The organism is Micromonospora sp. DT53 (assembly GCF_049841535.1).
GTDB lineage: Bacteria > Actinomycetota > Actinomycetes > Mycobacteriales > Micromonosporaceae > Micromonospora.
In genome coordinates this window covers 424,280-448,904 of sequence record NZ_JBNCKM010000006.1, presented here as the reverse complement: position 1 = coordinate 448,904, position 24,625 = coordinate 424,280, and the positions used below count along the sequence as shown (strand labels likewise).

General features: G+C 72.5%; 22 protein-coding genes. 7 read left to right on the top strand and 15 right to left on the bottom strand.

Going from position 1 to position 24,625, the window contains the following annotated elements; all coding sequences use genetic code 11:
* Window positions 1-131: 131 nt before the first annotated feature.
* The gene (locus ACLQ3B_RS21600) at window positions 132-569 is read left to right on the top strand and encodes a VOC family protein (RefSeq protein WP_425782483.1); all 438 of its coding nucleotides are present in this window, start codon (window positions 132-134) and stop codon (window positions 567-569) included.
* Window positions 570-693: 124 nt separating this feature from the next.
* Here the strand turns inward: ACLQ3B_RS21600 and ACLQ3B_RS21595 are convergent, their stop codons facing one another.
* The 4 genes from ACLQ3B_RS21595 to cobC form a co-directional block, all read right to left on the bottom strand.
* Complete coding sequence (locus ACLQ3B_RS21595) at window positions 694-1,512, bottom strand: transglutaminase domain-containing protein (RefSeq protein ID WP_425782482.1); 819 nt, start codon at window positions 1,510-1,512, stop codon at window positions 694-696.
* A gap of 733 nt (window positions 1,513-2,245) precedes the next feature.
* The gene (cobA, locus tag ACLQ3B_RS21590; RefSeq protein WP_425782481.1) at window positions 2,246-3,490 is read right to left on the bottom strand and encodes a uroporphyrinogen-III C-methyltransferase; all 1,245 of its coding nucleotides are present in this window, start codon (window positions 3,488-3,490) and stop codon (window positions 2,246-2,248) included.
* 40 nt (window positions 3,491-3,530) lie between these two features.
* Window positions 3,531-4,631: a nicotinate-nucleotide--dimethylbenzimidazole phosphoribosyltransferase gene (gene cobT, locus ACLQ3B_RS21585; protein WP_425782559.1), complete on the bottom strand. Its 1,101-nt coding sequence runs from the start codon at window positions 4,629-4,631 to the stop codon at window positions 3,531-3,533.
* Window positions 4,631-5,716, bottom strand: coding sequence for an Rv2231c family pyridoxal phosphate-dependent protein CobC (cobC, locus tag ACLQ3B_RS21580; RefSeq protein WP_425782480.1), 1,086 nt, complete (start codon window positions 5,714-5,716; stop codon window positions 4,631-4,633). Before cobC ends, cobT begins: the two co-directional genes overlap by 1 nt.
* 121 nt (window positions 5,717-5,837) lie before the next feature.
* Here cobC and ACLQ3B_RS21575 point away from each other — a divergent pair, with 121 nt between their 5' ends.
* On the top strand, window positions 5,838-7,967 hold the full coding sequence (locus ACLQ3B_RS21575; RefSeq protein ID WP_425782479.1) for a transglycosylase domain-containing protein: 2,130 nt from the start codon (window positions 5,838-5,840) through the stop codon (window positions 7,965-7,967).
* 25 nt (window positions 7,968-7,992) lie between these two features.
* On the opposite strand, the gene ACLQ3B_RS21570 is transcribed toward ACLQ3B_RS21575, so the two are convergent.
* Both ACLQ3B_RS21570 and ACLQ3B_RS21565 read right to left on the bottom strand, forming a co-directional pair.
* Window positions 7,993-8,562, bottom strand: coding sequence for a GNAT family N-acetyltransferase (locus ACLQ3B_RS21570; protein WP_425782478.1), 570 nt, complete (start codon window positions 8,560-8,562; stop codon window positions 7,993-7,995).
* Window positions 8,559-9,962 carry a cobyrinate a,c-diamide synthase gene (locus ACLQ3B_RS21565; RefSeq protein ID WP_425782477.1) on the bottom strand — a complete coding sequence of 468 codons (1,404 nt, stop codon included), beginning with the start codon at window positions 9,960-9,962 and terminating at the stop codon, window positions 8,559-8,561. Before ACLQ3B_RS21565 ends, ACLQ3B_RS21570 begins: the two co-directional genes overlap by 4 nt.
* 206 nt (window positions 9,963-10,168) lie before the next feature.
* On the opposite strand from ACLQ3B_RS21565, the gene ACLQ3B_RS21560 reads away from it, so the two are divergent.
* Window positions 10,169-10,990, top strand: a complete 822-nt coding sequence (locus ACLQ3B_RS21560) for an SURF1 family protein (RefSeq protein ID WP_425782476.1) — start codon at window positions 10,169-10,171, stop codon at window positions 10,988-10,990.
* 10 nt (window positions 10,991-11,000) lie between these two features.
* On the opposite strand, the gene ACLQ3B_RS21555 is transcribed toward ACLQ3B_RS21560, so the two are convergent.
* The 6 genes from ACLQ3B_RS21555 to ACLQ3B_RS21530 all read right to left on the bottom strand — a co-directional run bounded on the left by ACLQ3B_RS21555 (window position 11,001) and on the right by ACLQ3B_RS21530 (window position 16,752).
* Window positions 11,001-12,593 carry an ATP-dependent DNA ligase gene (locus tag ACLQ3B_RS21555; RefSeq protein ID WP_425782475.1) on the bottom strand — a complete coding sequence of 531 codons (1,593 nt, stop codon included), beginning with the start codon at window positions 12,591-12,593 and terminating at the stop codon, window positions 11,001-11,003.
* A 94-nt stretch (window positions 12,594-12,687) separates the two neighbouring features.
* Window positions 12,688-12,894 (bottom strand): hypothetical protein, encoded by a 207-nt coding sequence (locus ACLQ3B_RS21550; protein ID WP_030333429.1) that lies wholly within the window; start codon window positions 12,892-12,894, stop codon window positions 12,688-12,690.
* 77 nt (window positions 12,895-12,971) lie between these two features.
* A complete protein-coding gene (locus ACLQ3B_RS21545; RefSeq protein WP_425782558.1) occupies window positions 12,972-14,315 on the bottom strand; it encodes a dipeptidase in 1,344 nt (447 codons plus the stop codon).
* A gap of 36 nt (window positions 14,316-14,351) precedes the next feature.
* Window positions 14,352-15,497 (bottom strand): M48 family metallopeptidase, encoded by a 1,146-nt coding sequence (locus tag ACLQ3B_RS21540; RefSeq protein ID WP_425782474.1) that lies wholly within the window; start codon window positions 15,495-15,497, stop codon window positions 14,352-14,354.
* Window positions 15,498-15,565: 68 nt separating this feature from the next.
* On the bottom strand, window positions 15,566-16,234 hold the full coding sequence (locus tag ACLQ3B_RS21535; protein ID WP_425782473.1) for a uridine kinase family protein: 669 nt from the start codon (window positions 16,232-16,234) through the stop codon (window positions 15,566-15,568).
* Window positions 16,231-16,752, bottom strand: a complete 522-nt coding sequence (locus ACLQ3B_RS21530) for a PadR family transcriptional regulator (protein ID WP_425782472.1) — start codon at window positions 16,750-16,752, stop codon at window positions 16,231-16,233. Before ACLQ3B_RS21530 ends, ACLQ3B_RS21535 begins: the two co-directional genes overlap by 4 nt.
* 55 nt (window positions 16,753-16,807) lie before the next feature.
* On the opposite strand from ACLQ3B_RS21530, the gene ACLQ3B_RS21525 reads away from it, so the two are divergent.
* Window positions 16,808-17,581 (top strand): alpha/beta fold hydrolase, encoded by a 774-nt coding sequence (locus tag ACLQ3B_RS21525; RefSeq protein ID WP_425782471.1) that lies wholly within the window; start codon window positions 16,808-16,810, stop codon window positions 17,579-17,581.
* A 225-nt stretch (window positions 17,582-17,806) separates the two neighbouring features.
* Entirely contained in the window at window positions 17,807-18,208 is a 402-nt protein-coding gene (locus ACLQ3B_RS21520; RefSeq protein ID WP_425782557.1) for a rhodanese-like domain-containing protein, read from the top strand.
* A gap of 701 nt (window positions 18,209-18,909) precedes the next feature.
* Here the strand turns inward: ACLQ3B_RS21520 and ACLQ3B_RS21515 are convergent.
* The 3 genes from ACLQ3B_RS21515 to ACLQ3B_RS21505 form a co-directional block, all read right to left on the bottom strand.
* On the bottom strand, window positions 18,910-20,451 hold the full coding sequence (locus tag ACLQ3B_RS21515) for a cobyric acid synthase (protein ID WP_425782470.1): 1,542 nt from the start codon (window positions 20,449-20,451) through the stop codon (window positions 18,910-18,912).
* On the bottom strand, window positions 20,448-21,497 hold the full coding sequence (locus tag ACLQ3B_RS21510) for a cobalamin biosynthesis protein (RefSeq protein ID WP_425782556.1): 1,050 nt from the start codon (window positions 21,495-21,497) through the stop codon (window positions 20,448-20,450). The genes ACLQ3B_RS21515 and ACLQ3B_RS21510 overlap by 4 nt, the downstream gene beginning before the upstream one ends.
* A 316-nt stretch (window positions 21,498-21,813) precedes the next feature.
* Entirely contained in the window at window positions 21,814-22,602 is a 789-nt protein-coding gene (locus ACLQ3B_RS21505; protein ID WP_425782469.1) for a single-stranded DNA-binding protein, read from the bottom strand.
* Between the two features lie 304 nt (window positions 22,603-22,906).
* Here ACLQ3B_RS21505 and ACLQ3B_RS21500 point away from each other — a divergent pair, with 304 nt between their 5' ends.
* Both ACLQ3B_RS21500 and ACLQ3B_RS21495 read left to right on the top strand, forming a co-directional pair.
* Window positions 22,907-23,326 (top strand): HPF/RaiA family ribosome-associated protein, encoded by a 420-nt coding sequence (locus ACLQ3B_RS21500; RefSeq protein WP_425782468.1) that lies wholly within the window; start codon window positions 22,907-22,909, stop codon window positions 23,324-23,326.
* Between the two features lie 151 nt (window positions 23,327-23,477).
* The gene (locus ACLQ3B_RS21495) at window positions 23,478-24,566 is read left to right on the top strand and encodes an alpha/beta fold hydrolase (RefSeq protein ID WP_425782467.1); all 1,089 of its coding nucleotides are present in this window, start codon (window positions 23,478-23,480) and stop codon (window positions 24,564-24,566) included.
* Window positions 24,567-24,625: the final 59 nt, after the last annotated feature.

Below are 24,625 nucleotides of genomic sequence, written 5' to 3'. Positions count from 1 at the left end.
ACATCCGCCGATGTCGGCGAGCGAGGGTCCGAGTACGGCATGGAGTGCGGAGCTGCGTACGGGCGAATGTGCGTAGCCGGACCGAACTCGCCCGGCCCTCGGTGTAACGTTTGGCGGGCTACGGTGGGCCGATGTCCGAGCAGTGGTCGTTGACCGTCGACTGTGCGCGCCCGCGCGAACTGGCTGCGTTCTGGTGCCTCGCGCTGGGGTACGTCCCGGCCGCTCCTCCGGAAGGGTTCGCCACCTGGGAGGCCTGGCAGATCCACTGCAAGGTCCCCGAGGACGAGTGGGACGACGGTGCCTTCATCGAGGACCCGGACGGCGTCCGGCCCGGTGTCTCGTTCCTGAAAGTGCCGGAGCCGAAGGTAATCAAGAACCGCATGCACTTCGACATCCACGTCGGCGGCGGCCGGCAAGAGCCGCTCGAAGTGCGCTGGCCGCGAGTCCAGGTGGTGGTCGACAAGCTGGTGGCGGCGGGCGGGACCGTGCACCGGGTGGACGAACCGGACGGTACGCCTGACCACGTGACGATGGTCGACCCAGAGGGCAACGAGTTCGACGTCCTATAGGCCCGTTCGGAGCAGCGCAGTCCGCGAGCTGGGCGTAGATCCATCCTCCACTCGTTGACCATCTGCGGCAGACACAGGCATGGGTAGCTGCTCACGTGGTGGGAGACTGACTGCGCACGCGCGCTCAGGGCAGGAGCTCAGCCGGCACTGCCAGGTCCTCACGGGCGTAGAGTTCGGCGATAGCACCGTGATCTCCATCGGCACTTACGGCGGCGATCGTATCGATGAGCGCGTCGTAGTCGGGACCGGTTTTGCCCTGGTAGGAGCTGTTCATGCGCCCCCACTCATCCCATGGCAGCATCTCGACCTTGTTCAGCGCGGCGAGGTCCTTGACGGCGTTCCCTCGAATCTCCGCAGGTCCCCAGTTCTCAGTGCCGTACACGCCGAACTGCGCGGCGTCGATACGGCCGTCGCGGAAGGCAGTCCACGCCTCGCCGCCGGTGAGGAACTCGCCGGTGGCGAGGTCTTCCGGCTTGGCCACGAGGGAGTGACCCAAAATCTCGGAATCGATCCGCACCCAGCGGCCGCCCTGCCGGTACTCGGTGATCCAGTGGTCCACGCCCTGCCCTGGTTGAAAGTATGTGGCGAAGCCACAGCGTGCGCGGGCCGCGATCCCGCGATAGCGCAGCAGGGCACAGCTGAGCACGGCGAAATGGCGGCAGGTGCCGATCACCCGCCGGTCAGAGGCGCGTACGGCAGTCAGCGGGGCTGGGTCGAGGGCGAGCAAGGCACCAATGATGCCGTCCACAGGACGCAGCTGGTTCTCGGCGAACCGCTGCTCGGAAATCCCGAGCGCTTTTGCATCTGTGGGCTGAATGACGAGGTCGTGAACAAGGTGGCAGATGTCGACGGGGTCAGTCGGAAGATCGTCGACCGCCGACTTGTGGACCGTGCCGATTGTCGTCAGCGGGCCTGCCATGGCGTAATCGATCAATTCCGTCATGCCGGCCATCGTAGGCACTGCTACTGAAGACCCGCTGTCCCTGACCACGATGGTGGCCAAACGTCCGGTAGCTGATCAAGGCTTACGGCGAAACCACGCCCCTGGCCGGAACAGGTCACCAAGTTCTCTGAGCACGTCAGGCAGGAGATCCGGCGGGCTCTTGCGGATCGCCATTACAGCGACAATCAGTCGCGGCACGGCGTAGACCACGGCGAGCACAATCAGCACCCAGGGTCCAGCAGACAGAACCAGCTCAAGATTCGCGAGCCCCACGTCATACCCCCTCCCTCGTCGGGCAGGGTGCGTCAACCCAGCCCGGCCAGTGCGTCAACACTGGTCTGGCTGAGTCCGCGTTCCGGCGATCGTGGATCTCAGTCCCGAGACGGCAATCCCGTCGCAGGTCTTGCTGATGGTGCCAACTGCGAACTAGGTACGGCTATAACTGGGCAACCCTGCCGCCGGAGCACAGAGCGCCACAAAATATTCTCGTGGCCGACCTTTACGCCGTCTGCTTCAAATCTGCTTTATAAAGGCAGGCTGACCCGAGGGGGCATCGGCGATTACGGCTCGATGTTCCCGGTGCGGAGCGTACACGGCCGCTGTCAGTGCTTGCCCCCGCCACACTCCACGCAACACAACTTTCTTCACGGTGTTGCGTCGGGTGAAGCAGAGCAAAGCGTGCGGGCAATAATCCGATCCTCGTGTCGGCACCGGAACCCGCACGCCCGCCTGCTCATCCGTCCAGCGCACTCACCACATCGCCCACCACGACCACTGCGGGCGGACGGATGTCGACGGCGAGCAGGTCGGCGGCCACCTCGCCAAGCGTGGACCGCAGGACCCGCTGGGTGCCCGTGGTGGCCTCCTGGACGACGGCGGCCGGCGTCTGCGGCGACCGGCCGTGGGCGATCAGGGTGGCCGTGATGGCGGCGAGGTTCTTGAGCCCCATCAGGATCACCAGGGTGCCGTGCAGACCGGCGAGGGCGTCCCAGCGCACCAACGAGGCTGGCGAGTCGGGTGCCAGGTGGCCGGAGACCACTGTGAACTCGTGCGCCACCCCCCGATGCGTGACCGGGATGCCGGCCGCGGCCGGCGCGGCGATCGAGCTGGTCACCCCGGGCACCACGGTCACCGGCACACCGGCCGCCGCGCAGGCCAGCAGCTCCTCGCCACCCCGCCCGAAGACGTACGGGTCGCCGCCCTTGAGCCGCACCACGAAGGCGCCGGCCAGCGCCCGGTCGACAAGGATCTGGTTGATCTCCTCCTGGGCCCGGGACGGGCCGTAGGGGATCTTCGAGGCGTCCACCAGCTCGACGTCCGGGCGCAGCTCGTCGAGGAGCAGCCCGGGCACCAGGCGGTCGGCGACCACCACGTCGGCCTCGGTGAGCAGCCGCCAACCCTTCACGGTGATCAGCTCCGGGTCCCCCGGCCCCGCCCCGACCAGCGCCACCCGCCCGGACTGCCGCCCCCCTGCCGTCGCGGCCTCAGGCCGGCCCGGCGTCGGGGCGATCCGCTCCGGTGCCAGGCGGACCGCGAGCAGGTCGCGGATCGCGTCGCGGACGGTCATCGCCCGTCGGGGGTCGCCGCCGCCGAGCACCGCCACGGTGACCGGGCCGTGCCGGGTCACCGCCGGGGTCCAGGCGGTGGCGGCCGTCCGGTCGTCGGCGCGGACGCAGAAGATCCGCCGCTCGGCGGCGACGGCGCTCACCGAGGCCGCGGCCAGCGGGTCGTCGATCGCCACGTGGACCAGCCACGCGCCGTCCAGATCCTCGGGCACGAACCGGCGCGGCACCCAGTGCAGCCGACCCGCGTCGGCCCGGGCGCGCAGCGCCGGGGTCAGCTCCGGGGCCACCAGCAGGACGTCCGCACCGGCGTCAAGCAGCGCGGGTACGCGTCGGGTGGCGACCGCGCCACCACCCACGACGACCACCCGCCGCCCGTGCAGCCGCAAACCGAGGGGGTACGGATTGGAGATCACGCCGCACCACCGAGGCGGACGGCTCGTTCGCTGCGCGTGGTCACTTCTCGGCCACCCCGGCGGAGTCGAAGGTGGCCACCTCGTGCAGCACCCGGACCGCGCCGGTGACCACGGGCAATGCCAGCAGCGCGCCGGTGCCCTCGCCGAGGCGCAGACCCAGGTCGATCAGCGGGTCGAGGCCGAGGTGGCGCAACGCCACTGTGGCGCCGGGCTCGGCCGAGCGGTGGCCGGCGACCATGGCGCAGACCGCCGCCGGGGCGAACGCGGCGGCGGCGAGCGCGGCCGAGACCGCGATCACGCCGTCCAGCAGCACCGGCGTGCGGCGGGCCGCGGCCCCCAGGATCAGCCCGGCCAGGGCGGCGTGCTCCAGGCCGCCGACGGCGGCCAGCACGCCCAGCGGGTCGGCCGGGTCGGGGGTGTGCCGGGCCAGCGCGGCCCGCACCACGGCCACCTTGTGCGCGTACGTCGGGTCGTCGATCCCGGTGCCCCGACCTGTGGCGTCGAGCGGGTCGGCGCCGGTGAACGCGGCGATCAGCGCGGCGGCCGGGGTGGTGTTGGCGATGCCCATGTCACCGGTGAGCAGGATGCCGGCGCCGGCGTCGATCAGCTCGTCGGCGATCCGGATGCCGGTCTGCACCGCCGCCAGTGCCTCGTCCCGGGTCAGCGCGGCGGTCACCATGAGGTCGCGGGTGCCTCGGCGGACGGACGCGACGACCAGCCGGGGCACGGCCGGGTCGAGCAGGGCCGGGTCGGGGACGGCTGGCGCGGCGGCCGGGTCGGTGGGCAGCGGGGTGGCCACGCCGACGTCGACCACGGTGACCGAGGCGCCGGCCTGCCGGGCGAACGCGTTGACCACCGCTCCGCCGGCCAGGAAATTGCCGATCATCTGCGCGGTGACCTCCTGCGGCCAGGGGCTCACCCCCTGGGCGTGCACCCCGTGGTCGCCGGCGAAGATCGCCACCGCGGCCGGCTCGGGCAGCGGTGGCGGGCAGGCGCCGGCCAGGCCGGCGAGGCGTACCGAAAGCTCCTCCAGCGCGCCCAGCGAGCCCGCCGGCTTGGTCAGCCGGCCGTGCAGCTCCCGGGCGGCGGCCATGGCCGTCTCGTCCGCCGGGCGGATCGCCGCGATGGTGGTCTCCAGCATCATGCCTCCATGATCTCGCGCAGCACGTCGATGAACGCGTCGGTGGTGTTTCGGTCGCGTACCGCCACCCGCAGCCAGTCCGGGCCGAGGCCGGGGAACGTGTCGCCTCGGCGCACGGCCCAGCCGCGCTCGCGCAGGGCGGCCCGGACCGCTGTCGCGCCCGGCAGGTGCAGCAGGACGAACGCGCTGGTGGGACGGCCGACGACGCGTACACCGGGCAGGTCGGCGAGGCGCGCGACCAGGTGGTCGCGGTCGGCGGCCAGGTCGGCGGCGATCGCGCGTTCGGCCTGGACCGCGACGGCGCCGGCGCAGGCCGACGCGGCCGCCAACGCGGGCGTGGAGACGGCCCAGAGCGGTTGGACGGCGGCCAGCCGGGACAGCAGCTCCGCGGCGCCGAGCAGGTAGCCGATCCGCAGGCCGGCCAGGCCCCACGTCTTGGTGAGGCTGCGCACCACGAGCAGCCCGGGCAGGTCCCGGCGTTCGGCAAGCGACTCCGGCTCGCCGGGGTGCCCGGGGGCGATCGTGGTGTCGGCGAACGCCTCGTCGACCACCAGCACCCGGCCGGGGCGGGCCAGCGCGGCCACCGTCTGGGCGGGGTGCAGCACCGAGGTCGGGTTCGTCGGGTTGCCGATCATCACGAGGTCGGCGTCGGCGGGCACCCGGGACGGGTCGAGCCGGAAGTCGTCGGCGGCGTCGAGCAGCACCCGCTCGACCGGGTGTCCGGCCGCCCGCAGCGCCGCCTCCGGCTCGGTGAACTGGGGGTGCACCACCACCGGGCGGCGAATGCCGCGCAACGCCTGGGCGATCAGCACGAAGCCCTCGGCGGCGCCGGCGGTGAGCAGCACCTCGTTCGGGTGACGGCGGTGTCGGGCGGCGACCGCCGCGCGGGCCGGGGCCGGGTCGGGATAGCGGGCCAGATCGGTCAGGGTCGCGGCGATCGGGTCGGCCAGCCAGGCGGGAGGCCGCGCCCGACGGACGTTGACGGCGAGGTCGACCAGGCCGGCGGTGGCCTCCGCGTCGCCGTGGTGCGCGAGGTCCGGCTCGACCCCGGTGGGTGGGACGGCCGTACTCGGCTGATCAGACATGTCCGCGATCCTGCCGGGAAGGCGGCCGGTGGGACAGTCGATCTCGGCGTAAGCCGCGTCACCACTCGCCGGTTTAAGAGTTCTTCTCATGTACGAATCGGAAATGTCATAACTTTGCCAGGTGAGCAACCGACCCCTTGCTGCCGCTGGTCGACTCGTCCCTCTCCTCCGCGCCGGACTGATCGCCGGAATCGTGATCGCCGCCGCCGCGTACCCAATTGTCGCCCTCACCGGGCTCGGCGCGAAGGCCACCGCGCACGCCGTGGACCAGAAGACCCGGGTGCTGAAGACAGCCCTGCCCGCCGAGACCTCGTACGTCTACGGCCCGGACGGCAAGACCGTCCTGACCATGTTCTACGAGGAGTACCGCCAGTACACCAAGCTGTCGGACATGTCGCCGAACATCCAGCAGGCGATCGTCGCCGCCGAGGATTCCCGCTTCTACCAACACCACGGCGTCGACCCGAAGGGCGTGGCCCGGGCCTTCGTCTCCAACGCCCGCTCCGGCGGCTCCCAGGGCGCCTCGACGCTGACCATGCAGTACGTCCGGATGGCCCTGCGGGACAGCGCGACCACGCCCAAGGAGGTCCAGGAAGCCACCCAGCAGACCAGCCTGCGCAAGGTCAAGGAAATGCGGATGGCGCTGGACCTGGAGAAGGAGATGAGCAAGGAACAGATCATGGAGCGCTACCTGAACTCGGCGTACTTCGGGCACCGGGCGTACGGCATCTACGCGGCCAGCGAGATCTTCTTCTCCAAGACCCCGAAGGACCTCACCCCGGTCGAGGCCGCCACCCTCGCCGGCCTGGTCAAGTCCCCCTCCGAGTACGACCCGGCCGACTCCGACCAGAAGGAGGCCACCGGGCGGCGCAACTACGTACTGGACCGGATGAGCCAACTCGGCTACCTCTCCCCCGACTCGGCCACCGCCGCCAAGTCCGAGCCGATCCGGCTCAGGCTGACCACCCCACCGCACGACTGCGCCGCGGTGGCGGAGAAGTACAACAGTTGGGGCTTCGCCTGCGACTACCTGAAGAACTGGTGGAGCGCGCAGCCCGCGTTCGGGGCGAACCGGCTGGAACGGATGGACAACCTGCGCCGGGGCGGCTACCGGATCGTGCTCAGCCTCGACCCGAAGGTCCAGGCGGCGGCGGAGAAGAGCGTCGGCGCCAAGGAAGCCACCGGCAGCCCGTTCGCCAACGGCATCGTGGTCTCCGAGCCGGGCACCGGGCGGGTGAAGGCCATGGCGGTGAACCGGACGTACTCGCTGGACCTGGCCGACAACCCGCAGAGCTCCAACCCGGAGGCCGGGCCGAAGGTGAAGGCCAACTACCCGAACACGGTGGCGCCGCTGCTCGGCGGCGGTGACCTGGCCGGCTACCAGGCCGGATCGACGTTCAAGATGTTCCCGATGCTGGCCGCCCTCGACTCGGGGATGACCCTGTCCACCTCGTTCAACGCGCCCTACCGCTACAAGTCGGCCGTGTACGACGGCTGGGCGCCCTCCAACGCCAGCGGGGCCATGACCGGCCAACAGACCATGTGGTCCGGCTTCGGCAAGTCCGTCAACACGTACTTCGTGTGGCTGGAGGAGAAGGTCGGCGCGGACCGGGCCGTCCGGTTGGCCGAGCAACTCGGGCTGCGGTGGCGCACCGACGTCGACCGGGAACAGGCGTCCCCGGCCAAGGTGAAGAAGTGGGGCGCGTTCACCCTGGGCGTCTCCGACGCCACCCCGCTGGAGATGGCGAACGCGTACGCCGCCGTCGCGGCCGACGGCCGCTACTGCGAGGCCATCCCCGTGCAGGCGATCATGAACCGGGACGGCACGCCCGCCACGTACGCCACCCCGGGCGGCCTGCACCGCGAAGTGGCCAAGCCGCGGTGCCGGCAGGTCGTGAGCGCGGACGCCGCGCGGGCGGCCACCGACGCGGCCCGCTGCCCGACCGGAGACACGCCTGCGCGCGGCGGCTGCGGCGGCTGGTCCACCGCCGACAGCGTGCGGGGCACCGTCGGACGCCCGGTGGCCGGCAAGACCGGTACCACCGACAGCACCCGATCGGCCTGGTTCGTGGGCTACACCCCCGAATTGGCCGCGGCGAGCTTCATCTCCGACCCGGACAATCCGTTCAACGCCGTCGGCGACGGGCAGTCCCAGATCCCGATCAAAGCGGTCTCGGAGACCCTGCGCGACGGCCTGAAGGGCACACCGACCCGCCAGTTCACCCCACCGTCGGACGCCATCGTCGGCTGACGGTCCGCCGGTCGGTGCGCGGGGCTCAGCGCAGGTCGGCGGCGACGAACGACCACAGCTCCAGGTCCACCCGGCCGCCGCTGACGAACCCGGCGTTACGCAGCAGACCCTCGTAGCTGAAGCCGGCCTTCTCGGCGACCCGGCGCGAGGCCAGGTTGCCGGGTGCCACCCGCAACTCGACCCGTTGGAAGCCGTGCTCCAGGATCAGCGCGATGGCCACCGCGTCGACCGCCTCGGCGGCGAGGCCGAAGCCCCGTGCGGGTGCCGCCATCGCGTAGGAGATCTCGGTGAGGCGGGCGCCCCAGTCGGTGCGCCTCGTCCACAGGGAACCCACCACCTGGTCGTCCTCCCGCCGGAGCACCGCGTAGTGGTCGCCCTCCCCACTGTCGCGCCGCTGCCGGGCCAGGTCGGTGCACCAGGCCAGCCCGTCGATCGGGCCGGAGTCGCCGGGCAGCGGCAGCCACCGCCGGGTCAGCTTGTCGGCGAAGATCTCCCCGGCCGCCGCCGCGTCGGCCGCCGTGAGCTGACGCACCTCGGTACGCGGGGTGGAGACGGTCAACAGCGGGAACCGGCGCACCGCCACCTGACCGATCACACCGACACCCCGCCGGGCTCCGCCGCCACCACCTCGCTCGTCGGGTCGGCCGCCGCCGCGGCGACCAACCGAGACGCCGTCGCCGGATGGCTGGCCCAGTGCAGGGTGAGCTGCGAGGCGTGCACGTTGCGCCAGACGAAGCCCTCCGGCGCGCCGCCGTCCCAACTCCAGGCCGGCCGCTGACCGGCGCGGGGGGTGAGCACCGCGCGGTGCGCCTTGTGCCCGACCAGCACCGTGCCGGTGGCGGCGACCACGCTGTCGGTCTGGGCGGTCGCCTCCCGGTAGCCGGCCACCACGCCGTCCCGGCTGACGCCCACCGCGTCCAGGACACCGCACATCGGCAGCCCGTCCAGCTCCCGGGCCAGCCAGAGCAACCCGGCGCCCTCGGCGATCACCGGACGCCCGGTCCGCGCCAACTCGGCCACCGCGATGCAGAGCCGCCGGTTGGCCGACAACTGCTCGGCGTACGCCTCGGGCATTGCACCGCCGACGACCAACGCGCGGGTGCCGACCGGCAGCGCCTCGTCGCGCAGCGGGTCGACGACGACGACCTCGGCCCCGGCGGCCCGGAGCAACTCGGCGGTCTCCGGGTGGCTGAAGCTGCCACCGGGACCACCGGCCACCGCCACCAACGGGCGGTTCGCCGGGGCCGTGAACGCGCCGAGGGCCTCCTCCGGAGACCACGCCGGCGTCGGCAGCGGCGGGGCGGAGCGGGCCAACCCGAGCAGCCGTTCCAGGTCGACAGTGGCGGCGACGGCCTCGCCCAACCGGCGGACCGCACGGACGGCGTCGGCCGAGTCGTCGACCACCGGCGCCACACCGTGCCGCCGCGACGGCAGCACCGCCGGCAGGTCCTGGCGACGCAACGCGCCGTAGACCGGCACTCCCACGTCGTCCAACGCCTCGCGCAGCATCCCCTCGTGCCGCGACGACGCCACCCGGTTGAGGATCACCCCACCGAGCCACAACTGCTCGTCGTACGAGCGGAAACCGTGCACGAGGGCCGCCACCGACTGACCCATCGCGGCCACGTCGACGACGAGCACGACCGGGCTGCGCAGCGCGGCGGCCGCCGCGGCCGTGGACTCCTGCTCGGGACGGCCACCGACCGAGTCGTACAGGCCCATGCTGCCCTGCACCACGGCGAGCCCGGCGCCGGCGGCGCCGTGCGCCACCAGCGGGGCGAGCCGGTCGACGCCGACCAGCCGAGGGTCGATCACCCGACCCGGCCGACCGGAGGCGAGACCGAGGTAGGCGGCGTCGACGTGGTCCGGCCCGAGCTTGAACCCGGCGACGTCGACCCCTCGCTCGGCCAGGGCGGCGAGCAGCCCGATCGCCAGCGCGTTCTTACCGTGCCCGGAGGACGGCGCGCTGAGCACCAGGCGCGGCACGACGGTCATCATCGACTCCTCGCGAGCGGCGGCGGGTACGCGACGGGACGACCGAGGCCGATCCGTCGGCGTGACGATACCCGCCCGGCTGGAGGCGCGAGCACCGCCAACCGGGGCAGGCGACCCGGCCCTGGCAGGACCCCTGGCGACCTGTCCCGGCCCGGTCCGGCCCGGTCCAGGTCAGTGGCGCCGGTCATACGAGTAGCCTCGGTGCCGTGTACCGGTTCCTGCTGAGCCCACGCTGGCTGGGCGCTCTCGCGCTGACCCTGGTCGCGGCCGCCGTCATGGTGTTCCTCGGCAACTGGCAGCTGGACCGCTACCGTGGGCGCACCGAGGTCAACGAGCGGATCGACGCGGGCCTGCGGATGGCTCCCGTGCCGCTCGCCGACGCGCTGCGCGCTCCCAACGGCGGCGCGGGCACCACGGGTCCGGCCCCCGCCGAGGACAAGGTCTGGACCCGGGTCACCGTCACCGGCCGGTACGACCCCACGAACACCGTGCTGGCGCGTGGCCGGACGGTGGACAGCCGGGTCGGCTTCGAGGTGCTCACCCCGCTGGTGCTCGCCGACGGCACGGCGCTGCTGGTGGACCGGGGCTGGATCCCGCCGGCGCCCGGTGGGGCGACCGCCCAACCGTCGGTGCCGACCGCGCCGACCGGCGACGTGACGGTGGTCGGTCGGGTGCACGAGACCGAGAGCGGCGCCGGCGCGGTGGCCCGACGCGACGGGTTGCTGGAGATCAGGCGGATCGGGGTGTCGCGGCTGGCCCGGGAGCTTCCCTACCCGGTCTACGGCGCGTACCTGCTGCTCGACGAGCAGACCCCGGCGGCCGATCCGGTGTTCAAGGCGGTGCCGGTCGGGCACACCAACAACTGGCAGAACTTCGGCTACGTCGTGCAGTGGTGGCTCTTCGCGGTGATGGCCCTCTTCGGCTACGGCTGGGTGGCCCGTCGAGAGGCCCGCCGGGCCGCAGGCATCGGCACCACCCCGGCGCCGCTGGACCGGGCCGCCGAACCGACGCCCACCGCGTCCGCCTGACCTCGACCCGTCAGCCACTCACGCGGCCGGCGTGGATGGCGCGAACCGCGTCGATGGTGTCCGCCTCGGCGGCGGACTTGTCATCGCGGTAGCGCACCACCCGGGCGAACCGCAGCGCCATTCCACCGGGATAGCGGGAGCTGGTCTGCACCCCGTCGAAGGCGATCTCCACCACCTGCTCGGGCCGGACCCGGACCACCCAGTCGCCGCGTTCCACGGCGAGGTCGAGGAACCGCTCGGTCTGCCACCGCAGCAGCTCGTCGGTGAGCCCCTTGAAGGTCTTGCCGAGCATCACGAAGTCGCCGGTGCGCGCGTCACGGGCACCCAGATGCAGGTTGGACAGCCAGCCCTTGCGTCGGCCACTGCCCCACTCGACGGCGAGCACCACCAGGTCGAGGGTGTGCCGCGGTTTCACCTTGACCCAGGCGGCACCGCGCCGGCCGGCGTCGTAGGGGGCGTCGGGTGCCTTGACCACCACGCCCTCCTGACCGGCGTCGAGCGCGGCGGCGAACGCGGCGGCCGCCTGCTCCGGATCGTCGACCTCCATCCGCCCGACCAGCAGCGACGGATCCACCGCACCGGCGAGGGCGGCCCACCGCTCCCGACCGGGACTGTCGATCAGATCCTGGCCGTCGAGGTGCAGCAGGTCGAAGAAGTACGGAGTGAGGACAGTCGCGCCCGTGCTGGCCGCCGCCGCGAGCACCGCCGGGGCGACAGGGGTGCGGCCGGTGGTGCTGGGGGTGGTGCGTCGGGCGGCCCGACTCGACGTCTGCTGGAACGGCAGCGGGCGGCCGGTCTGGTCCAGGCCGATCGCCTCGCCGTCGAGGACCACCTCCCGGCCGGGCAGGGCCCGGACCGCGGCGACCACCTCGGGCACCCTGCTGGTGATCTCGTCGAGGCTGCGGGTGAACACCGCGATGTCGGCGCCGGAGCGGTGCACCTGGATGCGAATGCCGTCGAGCTTCACGTCGACCACCGCCGGCGTGCCGGTCGCGGCGAGCGCCTCGTCGACCGAGGGGGCGCTCTGCGCGAGCATCGGCGCCAGCGGCCGGCCGACCCGCAGACCGAACCCGGCCAACTCGGCGGCCCCGCCGGCCAGCGCGGCCACCGCCACCGCCCGGAGATCACCGGCGAGCAGCAGCGCCCGGCGGACCGCCGCCACCGGCACCTCGGCGGCCCGGGCCACCGCGTCCGCGAGGAGCCCGGCCTGGGCGCCCTGGCGCAGCTCGCCACTGAACAGACCGGTGAGCAGGCGCTGCTCGTCGGCCGTCGCCGCCGCGTAGAGGGCGCCGAGCAACGCCCGACGCCGAGCCTGCGAACCCGAACCGTGCACTGCGGCTATCTGCGCGACGGCCGCATCCACGGCGGTCACCGTCAACGTCGCCTCGGCGGCCGGTGGCGGCAGGTCACGCAGGCTCGCGTAGCCGACCCCGGTCTGCCGTTGGCGCAACTCACCGGCCAGATAACCGGCGCCGGGCTCGACCTCGTCGGGGTCGAGCCGGCGCAGCGCGTCAGCGAGCAGCTGCACCTTGGCCCGACGGCTACTTGTGGCGCCGACGGCGGCGGAGGTGGCTGCCAGATCAAGGAACCGCACGCAGCTCATCCTGCCAGTCACCTCCGACACCGCCCGGGCATTGCCGTGCCCGGGCGGTGTCGGCAGGGTGCCGCCCGCTCACGCGGACGACAGGTTCAGGCCCTTAAGCGGAGACGGGCTCCTCGATGCGCAACCCTCGGGCGCGGACCTCGCCGGCGACCCGGGAGAGCACCGAGTCGAGGGCGACCAGTGCGGCGGAGAGCTCACCGAGCTGTTCGTTGAGCGTGTCCTCGGACCACGCGGAGACATCGACATCTCCCAGCGCGCTGACAGCGGCCCCCAACCGGGCCATCACCTCGTTCGTACTCATGTACGAAAGGCTATAACAGGCGACCGTCCGACACGCCGTAAACCAGCAGATCAGGCCCAAATTTGCCGGACTGGAACCTAACCGCCCACCGCCGCCACGTTACGCAGGAGAAGCGCCTCGGCGACGCAGACCCGGGCGAACTCCCCCAGGTGCAAACTCTCGTTCGGGCCGTGCGCCCGGGCGTGCGGGTCCTCCACGCCGGTCACCAGGATCGCCGCCTTCGGGAACATCTCCTGGAAGGTGGCGATGAACGGAATCGAGCCACCCACGCCGATGTCCACCGGGTCGGTGCCGTCCCAGGCGGCCCGGAAGGCCGAACGGGCGGCGTCGAACATCGGCCCGGACGCGTCGATCACACACGGGTCGCCGTCGTGCTCGAAGCTGACAGTCACCCGCGCGCCCCACGGCGCGTGCCGCTCCAGGTGCGCGCGCACCGCCGCGTACGCCCGCTTGGGGTCGTCGCCCGGGGCCAGCCGGATGCTGAGCTTCGCCTTCGCGGCCGGGACCAGGGCGTTCGGCGCCTCGCCGGTGGACGGCGCGTCGACACCGAGGATGGCCAGCGCCGGCTTGGTCCAGAGTCGGTCGGTGATCCGGCCGGTGCCGATGAACTGCACGCCGTCGGCGAGCCCCGCCTCGGCCCGGACCCGGTCCTCCGGGTAGTCGACGGCGGCGCCCTCCCGGCCGACCAGCCCGTCCACGGCCACGTTCCCGGCGTCGTCGTGCAACGTCGCCAACAACCGGACCAGCGCGGTGAGCGCGTCCGGCACGGCGCCGCCGAACATGCCGCTGTGCACCGCGTGGTCCAGTGTGCGCACCTCGACGAAGCAGTTGACGATGCCCCGCAGCGAGGTGGTCAACGCCGGTACGCCAATGTCCCAGTTGCCGGAGTCGGCGATCACGATGACATCCGAGGCGATCTCGTCGCGGTGCTCGGCCAGCAGTCGCTCCAACGAGTCGGAGCCGTACTCCTCCTCGCCCTCGATGAAGAGGACCACGCCTACCGGCAGCGCGTCACCGTACGCGCGCAGCGCCGCGACGTGCGCCATGATGCCGGCCTTGTCGTCGGCCGCGCCCCGGCCGTACAGCCGGCCGTCCCGTTCCACCGGCTCGAACGGGTCGGACTCCCACAGCGACAGGTCGCCGACCGGCTGGACGTCATGGTGGGCGTAGAGCAGCACGGTGGGCGCGCCGGGCGGGGCGGCCCGACGGCCGATCACCGCCGGCTGGCCACCGGATCGCACGATGTCGACGTCCAGGCCACAGCCGCGCAGCAGTTCGGCGACCGCCTCCGCGGAGCGTTCCACGTGTGAGTGGTCGAAACCCTCGAAGGCGATGCCGGGGATGCGGACGAGCCGCTCCAGGTCGGCCCGTACGCCGGGCATCTCCCGCTCGACGGCGGCCCGCACCTCGGACTCGGACATGATCGGTGAGGTCATGACCGGCATCGTATGCTGGCCTTACCGGGGCGTGTCGGCGGAGCCCGTACCGTCACCGCTTTCCGTGGGGCCGGCACCGGCCCGCGCGCCCGGGGCGGCCCGGCCGGCGCGCTGTGCGCGGCCCGCCGCCTCGGTGGCGGCGTCCATCCAGGAACGGGCCCGGCCGGCGGTGCCGCCCACCCACTCGCCGACGTCGCTCGCGCCGTCGCCGAGCCGGCGCAGCAACCCGACGAGTGGGTCGGTGGACCGGCCGAACTCCTCCCGGTACGACTCGGCAGCCGCCTTGATCTCCTCCGAGACACTTGTCGAGCTGTCGTCCTCGCGGCGCGGATAGTCCCCGGCCAGCACCCGCCCGTACGCCCCGGAGTCGATCCACTGGCGCAGCGACGCCGCCCGCGCCACCGGCACCGGGTGGGTGCTCCACGCCGTCATCCGGATCTTGTGCAGGCTGTCGCGCAGGTCGCCCCCACCGGCGTACTCGGCGGCCTGCTCCAGGAAGGCCGTCGTGTCGACCTGGGACAGGTCACCGCCGCCGGCCAGCTTCATCAGCAGCCGCAGCGCGGCGGCCGGATCCTGCCCGGCGAGCAGGCCGGCCCGGTCGGCGGACAGCTCCGCCTTACGCCACCACTCCAGCATCGCCGCGATGATGGCGCGCAGCGCGATCGCGCCCACCGGCAACCAGCTCAGGTTGGCCGCCCACCGGGTGAGGATCATGAGCATCGTCTTGTAGACCGCGTGACCGCTGCCCACGTGCCCCAACTCGTGGCCGAGCAGACAGCGCAGCTCGTCCTCGTCGAGTTGCTGCACGCACGCGGAGTTCAGCACGATGAACGGCCGCTCCAACCCGACCGCCTCGGCGCCCAACCAGGGCGACTGGGTCACGAACAACTCGGGCAGCTCGGCCACGTCGAGCGCCGCCGCGGCCTCGGTGTAGCGCTGCCACACCGCCGGGTACTGCCGGTGGTCGACCCGGATGCCGGAAGCCAGCACGGACAGCCGGAAACCCCGCTCGTTCCACATGCCGAAGAACGCGCGGACCACGTCGTCGAAACCACGCAGCTCCCGCAACGCGACAAGGGCCCCCCGGTCGGCCGGATGCTCCCAGGCCCGCGAGCTGATGCCGGTGAGAGTGATCCGACGCCGCGCTGGCGCGTCCGCTGCCGTCATGGTGGCTCCCCGTTCGCCGTAGCTCCCCGCATCGTGCCGCAGTCGCTGGCCGACGTCCATGCCCCCGCTCAGCCCAGCCGCACGTAGTACCGGTCCGCGTCGTGTGGCAGCGTCGGCGCGCCATCCACCAACAGGTCGACGCGGGTCGCGGTTTCGTCGACGGCGAAGTGCGCCCGCTCCCCCTCATGCCAGCGGCGCAGCTCGGGCAGGATCTCCGGCCCGTCCCGGTCGACCGCGCGAGCCAGCCGCAGCGACGCGGGCGCGGTGACGAACACGGCAAGCGTCAGCTCCGGCCGGACGACCGCACGGGCGGCGCTGACCCCCTCGACCACCAGCACCGGAGCCACCGGCACCGGAACCGGCCGGGGCAGAAAACACTGCCGGACCCAGCTGTACCGCCGATAGGCGCCCGGCTCCCCGACGCGCAGCGGGGCGAGCACCCCCTCGTCGAGCCGGGGCCAGAAGGTGAGCTGGTCGTCCCACCCGTCGAGCAGGTCGTCGGTGTGCACCACCGGTGGCCGGCCGCCGAGCGACCCCGCCAGGGCATCCGCGAGCCGCGCGGCGAACCGGCTCTTGCCCGCGCCGCTCGGGCCGTCGACCGCGACCAGCCGGGTCCGCCCCAACCGCGCCGGGCCCGCGAGCACCCGACGAGCCAATTCGGCGTACGCCTCGACCACCCCGATGAGCGCGCCGAAGCTCTCCTCGTCGGTCGGCGGCCGACCGCGATCCGAGCTCACTCCGGCTCGCCCAGCATCTCCCCGAGCCAGCGCAGCTCGGCCTGGCTGGTGGCTCGGGCGATGGTCAGCAACCCCTGGCGGTACGGGTCGGCGAGTTCCTCGGCGCGTATCGGCCGATCGCCCTCGTAGAAGAAGCTGCTCGGTGTACGGAGGAAGGCCAACCGCCGGCCGAGCACCTGGTCCCGGGCGGCCGGGTCGTCGAGGTGCCGGAGAAAGGCCAGCAGGACGAACCAGCGGTTCTCGTCACTGATCTCCAGCTCGTCGGGTTCGCGGAGTCGGCGGTCCAGTTCGGCTCGACCCGGCTCGGTCAGCGCCAGCATCTGGCGGGGGGCCGCGCCGGCACCGGGTTCCACCCGCCGGCTGAGCAGGCCAGCACGTTCCAACCGCTTGATCGCGGGATAGAGGGTCCCGTCGGCGATCGGTCGGACGTGCCCGGTGAGGTGGGCGATCCGCCGCTTCAGGTCGTAGCCGTGCAGGGGCTGGTCGGCCAGGAAACCGAGGATGGCGAGTTCGAGCACGACTCCATTATGCCCTCTTGACGATATACCTCGGGGCGGAGGTATTGTCTCCCCCATGAATACCGCGACCGTGGGCCCGGACGGGGCTCAGATGCGTTGGGTGGAGATCGCCGGCCGGGCACCCGCCCGGGTTTACGTGCACGGGCTCGGCGCGATGTCCGCGCCGTACTTCCTGCCGGCGGCCACCCTCCCCGAGCTGGCCGGCCACCGATCCCTCTTCGTCGACCTCCTCGGCTTCGGGTTGAGCGACCGACCGGCCGCGTTCGGCTACACCCTCACCGAGCACGCCGACGCGCTGGCCGCGACGCTCGACGCGGCCGGGGTCCAGGGAGCCGACATCGTCGCGCACAGCATGGGCGGCGCGGTGGCCATCGCACTCGCCCACCGCCGCCCGGACCTGGTCGGCCAACTGGTGCTCATCGAGGCCAACCTGGACCCGAACCCGCGTCCGACCGCCGCCAGCAGTGGCCTGGCCGGCTACTCCGAGGCGGAGTTGCTCAGCGGCGGTCTTGCCGAGACCCTGGAACGGGTGGGGTCAGCCTGGGCGGCCACCATGCGACTGGCCGATCCGATCGGCCTGCACCGCACCGCGATCGGCCTGGCGACCGGCACCCGCCCCGCCATGCGGCACCTCCTGGAAGGGCTGCCGATGCCGCGCACCTACCTCCAAGGCGGTCGGAGCGGGCCGGTCGTCGGCGCGGAATCGCTGGCTGCGGCCGGTGTCCGGGTGGTGACCGTGCCGGAAGCCGGACACAACATCATGCTCGACGCACCCGAGCAGTTCGCTCAGGTCACCGCCATCGCCCTCGCCCAACCCACCCTGACCTGACCCGCCCTCACCTCACTCACCCAACCTGCCCTCAACCTGACGATTCCCGCCCGCGCCGCCGCCCGATCCCGCGGCGGCCATGCCGGACCGGACACGTCCGACTGACGGCCGTGTCCGGCCATCCGTCACGTCCGGGGGAATTGGGGCGGCGACGGGTGACGGGCGGCCCGTTCGCCGCCCGGGGTGCCACCGAATCGGCATGATCGGGTGGTGCTCCGAGACGTAATGAGCCCCGGTATAGACGCCCTACTCGAACAGGCCCGCGCCGGGCTGCACCGACTGACTCCGCAGCAGACCGTCGAGGCGGTCCGCGGCGGTGCGCTGCTGGTCGACACCCGTACCGAACTACAGCGCCGCGAACAGGGCGACCTGCCGGGTGCGGTCGTCATCGACCGGACAGTGCTGGAGTGGCGCCTCGATCCGGCCAGCGCCTGGCGGATCCCGGAAGCCACCGGGTACGACCGGGAGATCATCCTGGTGTGCCGACAGGGCTACAGCTCCAGCCTGGCCGCCGCCAGCCTGCAGACCCTCGGGCTGCGCCGGGCCACCGACATGATCGGCGGCGTGGACGCCTGGCTCGCCGCCGGCCTACCCACAACCGACCGGCCCGCCGACGTCCGCCCCTGAATCCCACCACCTCGCCCCCTCAAGCCCATCCGGGCGGCGGGCGGCGGGCGGCGGGCGGAAGATCACGCTCGATCCAGGAAACAGGCCCCTCCCCGCACCGACGAGGCCCCTACAACAACGATCGAGCACGATCATGCGGAGGCCACGACCCGCGCCCACCACCGACACGACCACGCCGGGCACCACCGCGCACTTTCCCCGAAACTGCTGCCTCGCGACCGGATGAGGCAGCAACTCCGGGGAAAGTGCGCAGATCATGGCCCCCCCCTGCGCGGCCAGTCCGGGTGGACCCGGCACGGTTGACACCCGCTGTACCGAGATCACGCTCGAACCAGGAAACCGGCCCCTCCCCGCACCAGCGAGACCCCTACAACAACGATCGAGCACGATCATGCGGAAGTAGTGGGTCCGCGAGAGGCCCCCGGCTCAGGATCACGCCTCGGCGCCCTGGGCACGGCCCCGCCTCCACGCTCCGCAAGGGACGGTGGAACGGCCATGACGGCGCCCCGGCCAAGGGAGTGGCCCCGGCCAAGACGGTTCGCCGGCCAAGGCAGGGGCCCCGGCCAAGACGGTTCGCCGGCCAAAGCAGTAACCCCGGCCAAGACGGTTCGCCGGCCAAGGCAGGCGCCCCGGCCAAGGCAGTGGCCCCGGCCAAGACGGTTCGCCGGCCAAGACGGTGGTCGGATAAGACCGTTCGCCGGTCAGGAGGGTGGCGGGCCGGGTGGGATGAACGGGAGGCCCGCAGGTGGTCCGGCTTCGATGAGACGCCAGAGGGCATCGGTGTCCAGGTGTTCCTCGACCAGGTCGCCGAGCAGGTCGAGTGAGCGTTCCCGGGCGGCAGCGAAGCTGGTGTCCGGTGCGACCCGGAACCCGCTGCGGCCGGCCAGGCGAGCCGCCTCGGTGAGGAACCACCGGCGGAACCCGTCGGACTCGAACGCCCCGTGCCAGTGCGTGCCGTGCACCACGCCGAGCACGGCTCCCTCTCCGACACCGTCGTCGCTGGTCAGCAGTGGGGTCAGGCTGGGGTCGGCCTGTGAGACGTACCCGTGGTGGATCTCGTAGCCCCGCACCGGGAGGCCACCGTGGCCGGTGCCCACCGACTGCCGGACGGTCTTGCGCGGGTCGAAGGTGATGTCGATGGGCAGCAGACCGAGACCCGGGACGCTGCCCTGCCGGCTCTCCACCGGATCGTGGATGGCGCGGCCGAGCATCTGGAAGCCGCCGCAGAGGCCGAGCAGGGGCTTGCCGGCCGCCACATGGGTGGCCACCGCGTCGGCGAGGCCCGTTTCGCGCAGCCACGCGAGGTCCGCGACGGTGGACTTGGAGCCGGGCAGGACGACCAGGTCGGCGGCGGCCAGTTCGGCCGGCTCGATGGTGAGGCGTACGCGGACGCCCGGCTCGGTGGCGAGTGCTTCCACGTCGGTGGCGTTGCTGATCCGGGGTAGGCGGACGACGGCCACATCCAGCCATTCGCTCCCGTGCGGGGCTGCGGGTCGGCCGAGCACCCGGCCGTAGGCGAGTGAATCCTCCGCGTCGAGCCACAGGTCCAGTGCCCAGGGCAGCACCCCGTACGTGGGGCGGCCGGTGACCTGACGCAGCATGTCCAGACCCGGCTGGAGCAGCCCGAGGTCACCCCGGAACTTGTTGATCACGAATCCGGCGATCAGCGCCTGGTCGGCCGGGTCGAGCAGGGCCACGGTGCCGAACATCGAGGCGAAGACACCGCCCCGGTCGATGTCGCCGACGACGATGGTGGGCAGGTTGGCGTGCCGGGCCAGCCCCATGTTGACGTAGTCACCGGCCCGCAGGTTGATCTCCGCGGGGCTGCCGGCGCCCTCGCAGATCACCACGTCGTACGTCTCGCGCAGCTCGGCCAGTGCGCCGTACGCGGTCTCGGCGAGCCGGGGACGTAGCTGCCGGAAGGTGCTGGCGGTGATCGTGTCGACTGCCTCGCCCAGCAGCACCACCTGACTGGCCAGGTCGCTGCCCGGCTTGAGCAGCACCGGGTTGAACCGCAGGTCGGGTGCGAGCCCGCACGCCGCGGCCTGCATGGCCTGGGCGCGCCCGATCTCGCCGCCACGCCCGTCCGGCCCGACTACCACCGCCGAGTTGTTCGACATGTTCTGCGCCTTGTACGGCGCCACCTTCACGCCCTGCCGGTGCAACCAGCGGCAGATGCCGGCGGTGAGGACGCTCTTGCCGGCATCGGATGTCGTGCCGGCCACCAATAGCCCGCCGCTCACCGCTGGCTCCCCCGCCGCACCCCGACGCCCCCGGCCGGCACGCGCCCTCCGGCCGCAGCTACCAGTTCCCGCCGACCCACGGCCCCGATCAGCGCGCGCCTGGTCACGGCACCCAGCAGTCGGCCGAGGGTCACCGGATACGCGGCGGACAGCCCGACGGCGGCCAGCCCGACCGCGCTGGAGATCCGGGCGGCCCGCTTCAGGTGCCGCGCTTCCGGGCGGGGACCGTCGCCGAGGAACGGCCGGACCTCGGAGCGCCCGAAGTAGACGTTGCGGCCACCGAGGCGGACCCCGAGCGCACCTGCCATCGCCGCCTCGCACTGGCCGGCGTTGGGGCTCGGGTGGTCGTTGCGGTCCCGCCGCCACACCTGCCAGGCGCGCTGACGGTCCCCGTGCGCGACCGGCGCGACGGCGATGGTGAGCAGCCCGGTCAGCCGGGACGGCACGAGGTTGAGCGCGTCGTCCAGCCGAGCGGCCGGGGTGCCGAACCGCGCGTAGCGCGGCGACCGGTGCCCGACCATCGCATCGAGGGTGTTCGCCGCGCGGTAGCCCAGCAGCCCGGGAAGGCCGGCGACCGCACCCCAGAGCAGCGGAGCGACGACCGCGTCCGAGGTGTTCTCCGCGACCGATTCGACTGTGGCACGGGCCAGCTCCGACTCGCCCAGTGTCGACGGGTCCCGCCCACAGAGGTGACCGAGGCGTCGCCGGGCAGCGGGCAGGTCACCGTCACGCAGCGTCCGACCCATCACGGTCGCCTCGTGCCGTAGCGTGCGGCCGCCCAGCACGCTCCACGTGCCGGCCGCCACGAGCACCGCCCGGGTCACCGGCCGGTGCCGGGTAGCCGCCGCGGCGACCGCCCCGAGCAACACCGGCCCACCGACGGCCAGGGCGGTGAATGCCGTACCCGCCGTTCGGTCCGGGCGGTAGAGGCGACGCTCCAGCGCGCCTGCGGCCTGCCCGAAGCCGGCCACCGGGTGCCACCGGCGGGGGTCGCCGAGCAGCCTGTCCAGCGCGTACCCGGCCAGCAGCCCCACCGCGTTCGCCATCGGCGCTGTCCGTCGCACCCGCACCACCTCCGGCCGGCCAGCCTAGACGAGCACCCCGTGAACCAGCCCACCCCACGGTCCCGCAATGGCAACGAGCACCAGCGAGGCGAACCCGGCAAGCCAGGCCCCGACGCCCGTCACGCGGGGTGACGACGCTGATCACGCCGCCACCCCGCCCCCGTCGCACCGCACCGTGCCGCACCGCACCGCACCGTGCCGCACCGCACCGCACCGTGCCGCACCGCAGCACCCGCGACCGATACGGAACCTTCAGCAGCTCGATCGCCGCCCAACCCGCGACGGCGGAGCCGATCGGTCAGGCTGGCTGCGGGATGCGGCCCCGGCCACGCCGCCCTCGACCGGGCGGCGTCGGCTCCGGCTGCCCCTCGTCGGGCACCGGCCCCAACTCGATGTCCAGGTCACCGTCGGCGTTGTCGTCGTCCGCCTCGGGTGGAGGGGTCAACTCGTCGTCGAGGCCCGGCGGGACGTTGGCCTGCCCGCCGCTCGCAAGCGCTCCGCCGTCACCGAAGACCTCGTCGGTCGGGGAGCTGTCGTCGTCCACCGAGGGGTTGCCGAATCGGCTGGTTCGCAGCTCGGCGTAGTCGGGCAGCTCGAATTCGTCGTCCAGCGGGCGGTCGTCGGGCAGCACGGGTGCCTGCCCAGCGGGCACCGGCTCGGTGGCCTCGCCGTGCACCCGACTCTCGGCCTCCGCGTCCTCCACGGTGCTGGTCGTCATGCTCGGCCGGTTGCGCAGGAATCGGGCTCGGCCCCGGGACAGGTCGTGGCCGACGGCGACCGCCTCCAGCTCGTACAGCGTGCGGTGGTTACCCGCGTCGTCGGTCCAGTCGCGGGTGTAGAGCCGGCCACAGACCACCACCGGGTCGCCGATCATGACGGAGGACGCCACTCCCTCCGCGAGCTTGCGCCAGCAGTTGACGCGGACGCGGAGCGAATTTCCGTCAACCCACCGGCCGCTGTCCCGATCGAGGCGGCGGGCGGTGGAGGCGACCTTGAAGTTGGCCACCAAAGTGTTGCTCTGGGTCGTACGTCGCCATTCTGGCGTAGTCAGCACATTGCCGACGATTGTCACGTAAGTGTCGAACATCGTCCCTCCAGGGGGATCGGGGCCTGCCAGCGCGAGTCGACTCGACACCGAGCATCGACACTGAGAGCACCCGTCACCAGCGCCCGTCGCCGACCTGTGGATGACGAACCCACCTGTGGACAACGCCCTGATCACGCCCGGATGTGGTACGCCCGACCCGCCCGACCCGCCGTCCACGGTTTCCCACGCCGCCCGAACTGGGTAAGGACTTGATCAACGCACCACCGACAGCTCCACGTCGACGAGAGGTCAGCGCCATGACGATCACTACCATCGGCACCGCGAACGCTTCCGAGGCGCGGCGATGAGCGCCGTGGCGAACCCGGCCACCGTGGGTGAGTGCCTGCGGGTGGGCGCCGGGTTCTCGCAGGGCGACCGCAACTGGATCGCCGAGCAGTTCGCCACCCTCGACGCCCGGCTCGCCGGCTTCCACGCCGACGCCACCGAGCTGGAGGTGTCGGTCAAGGACCGGGAGGCGCGCGGGCAGAAGGTGACCCTGGAGTGCTGGATCGCCGGCCGGCAGAAGATCGTCACCACCTCCGGGGAGGAAGACCTGCACGCCGCCCTGAACGACGTCCGTGACGACCTGCGGCGTCGGCTCAACGACGCCAAGACCCGCCAGGAGCCCCGGCACAACAAGCACCTGCGCGACGTTCCCCAGCCGCAGGCTGATATCGACGAGTCCGAAACCCCGGCCCCCCGCGCCGACGCGGACACGGCCTAAACCCACGCCGAACCCCCGCGATCTTGCGCTTTCGGCTCCCGAACGGCGGCTATCGCCCCTTATGCCGGGGCAGAAAGTGCAAGATCGCGGGGGCACAGGTCACCTGGGCTCGGGCTACCGCTGGGTAGGGCGGCGGCGTAGCGTCGCGTTCGTGGAACCGGACGTGTTGGGGCCGCCGTACGAGCGGCAGACGATCGACCTGGGCACCGACGACGAAGGCCCCGTTGTCGCGACCCTGGTCCGGCGACGGGCCGAGCGCCCCACCGGGCGGGCTGTTCTCTACGTACACGGCTTCGTCGACTACTTCTTCCAGACGCATCTGGCCGACTTCTTCGCCGAGCGAGGCTGGGACTTCTACGCGCTCGACCTGCGCAAGTACGGTCGCAGCCTGCTCCCGGCCCAGACCCCGAACTTCTGCCGCGACATCAGCGACTACTTCCCCGAGCTGGACGCCGCCGCCGAGATCATCCGCAAGGACGACGGGCACGAGACCCTGCTGACGATGGGCCACTCCACCGGCGGCCTGATCATCTCGCTCTGGGCGGACGCCCGCCGCGACACCGGCACCATCGACGGCCTGGTGCTCAACAGCCCCTTCTTCGACCTCAACGCCCCCTGGGCGGTCCGTCGACCCCTCGCGGCCGCCGTGTCCCGGCTCGGCCGCAGGGCGCCGCACCGCATCCTCCCGTTAGGGCTGGGCACGGTGTACGGCGAGAGCATCCACTCCGACCACCGCGGCGAGTGGACCTACGACCTGGCGTGGAAACCGCTCGCCGGGTTCCCGGTCCGGGCCGGCTGGCTGAACGCGATCCGCACCGGGCAACGCCAGCTCCGCGCCGGGCTGGACATCCAGGTGCCGGTGCTGCTGGCCTGCTCGACCCGCTCTTTCCGGGGCACCAAGTGGCACGACAACGCGACCCTGGCCGACGCCGTACTGGACGTCGAGCACATGGTCCGCTACGCGCCCCGCCTCGGCCGCCACGTCACCCTGGCCCGCTTCGACGGCGGGCTGCACGACCTCACGCTCTCCGGCCCCGCCGTACGGCAGAAGGTCTTCGACGAGGTGGGCCGCTGGGCCGAGGCGTTCCTCGCCGCCGGCCCCACCCCACCGGCCGACAAAGCGCCGACCGACGCAGCCCCGGCCCACACAGACCCGACCGACACCGCGTCGGCCGACGCCGCACAGTCAGACGTGGCGGCCCCAACTGATGCAACGCCGGCCGGCGCGACCCCGAGCTGACAGCCCGACCAACGCACGGACAGCCGACGCGGCAGGGGCGACGCCCGGCGGCTGAGCAG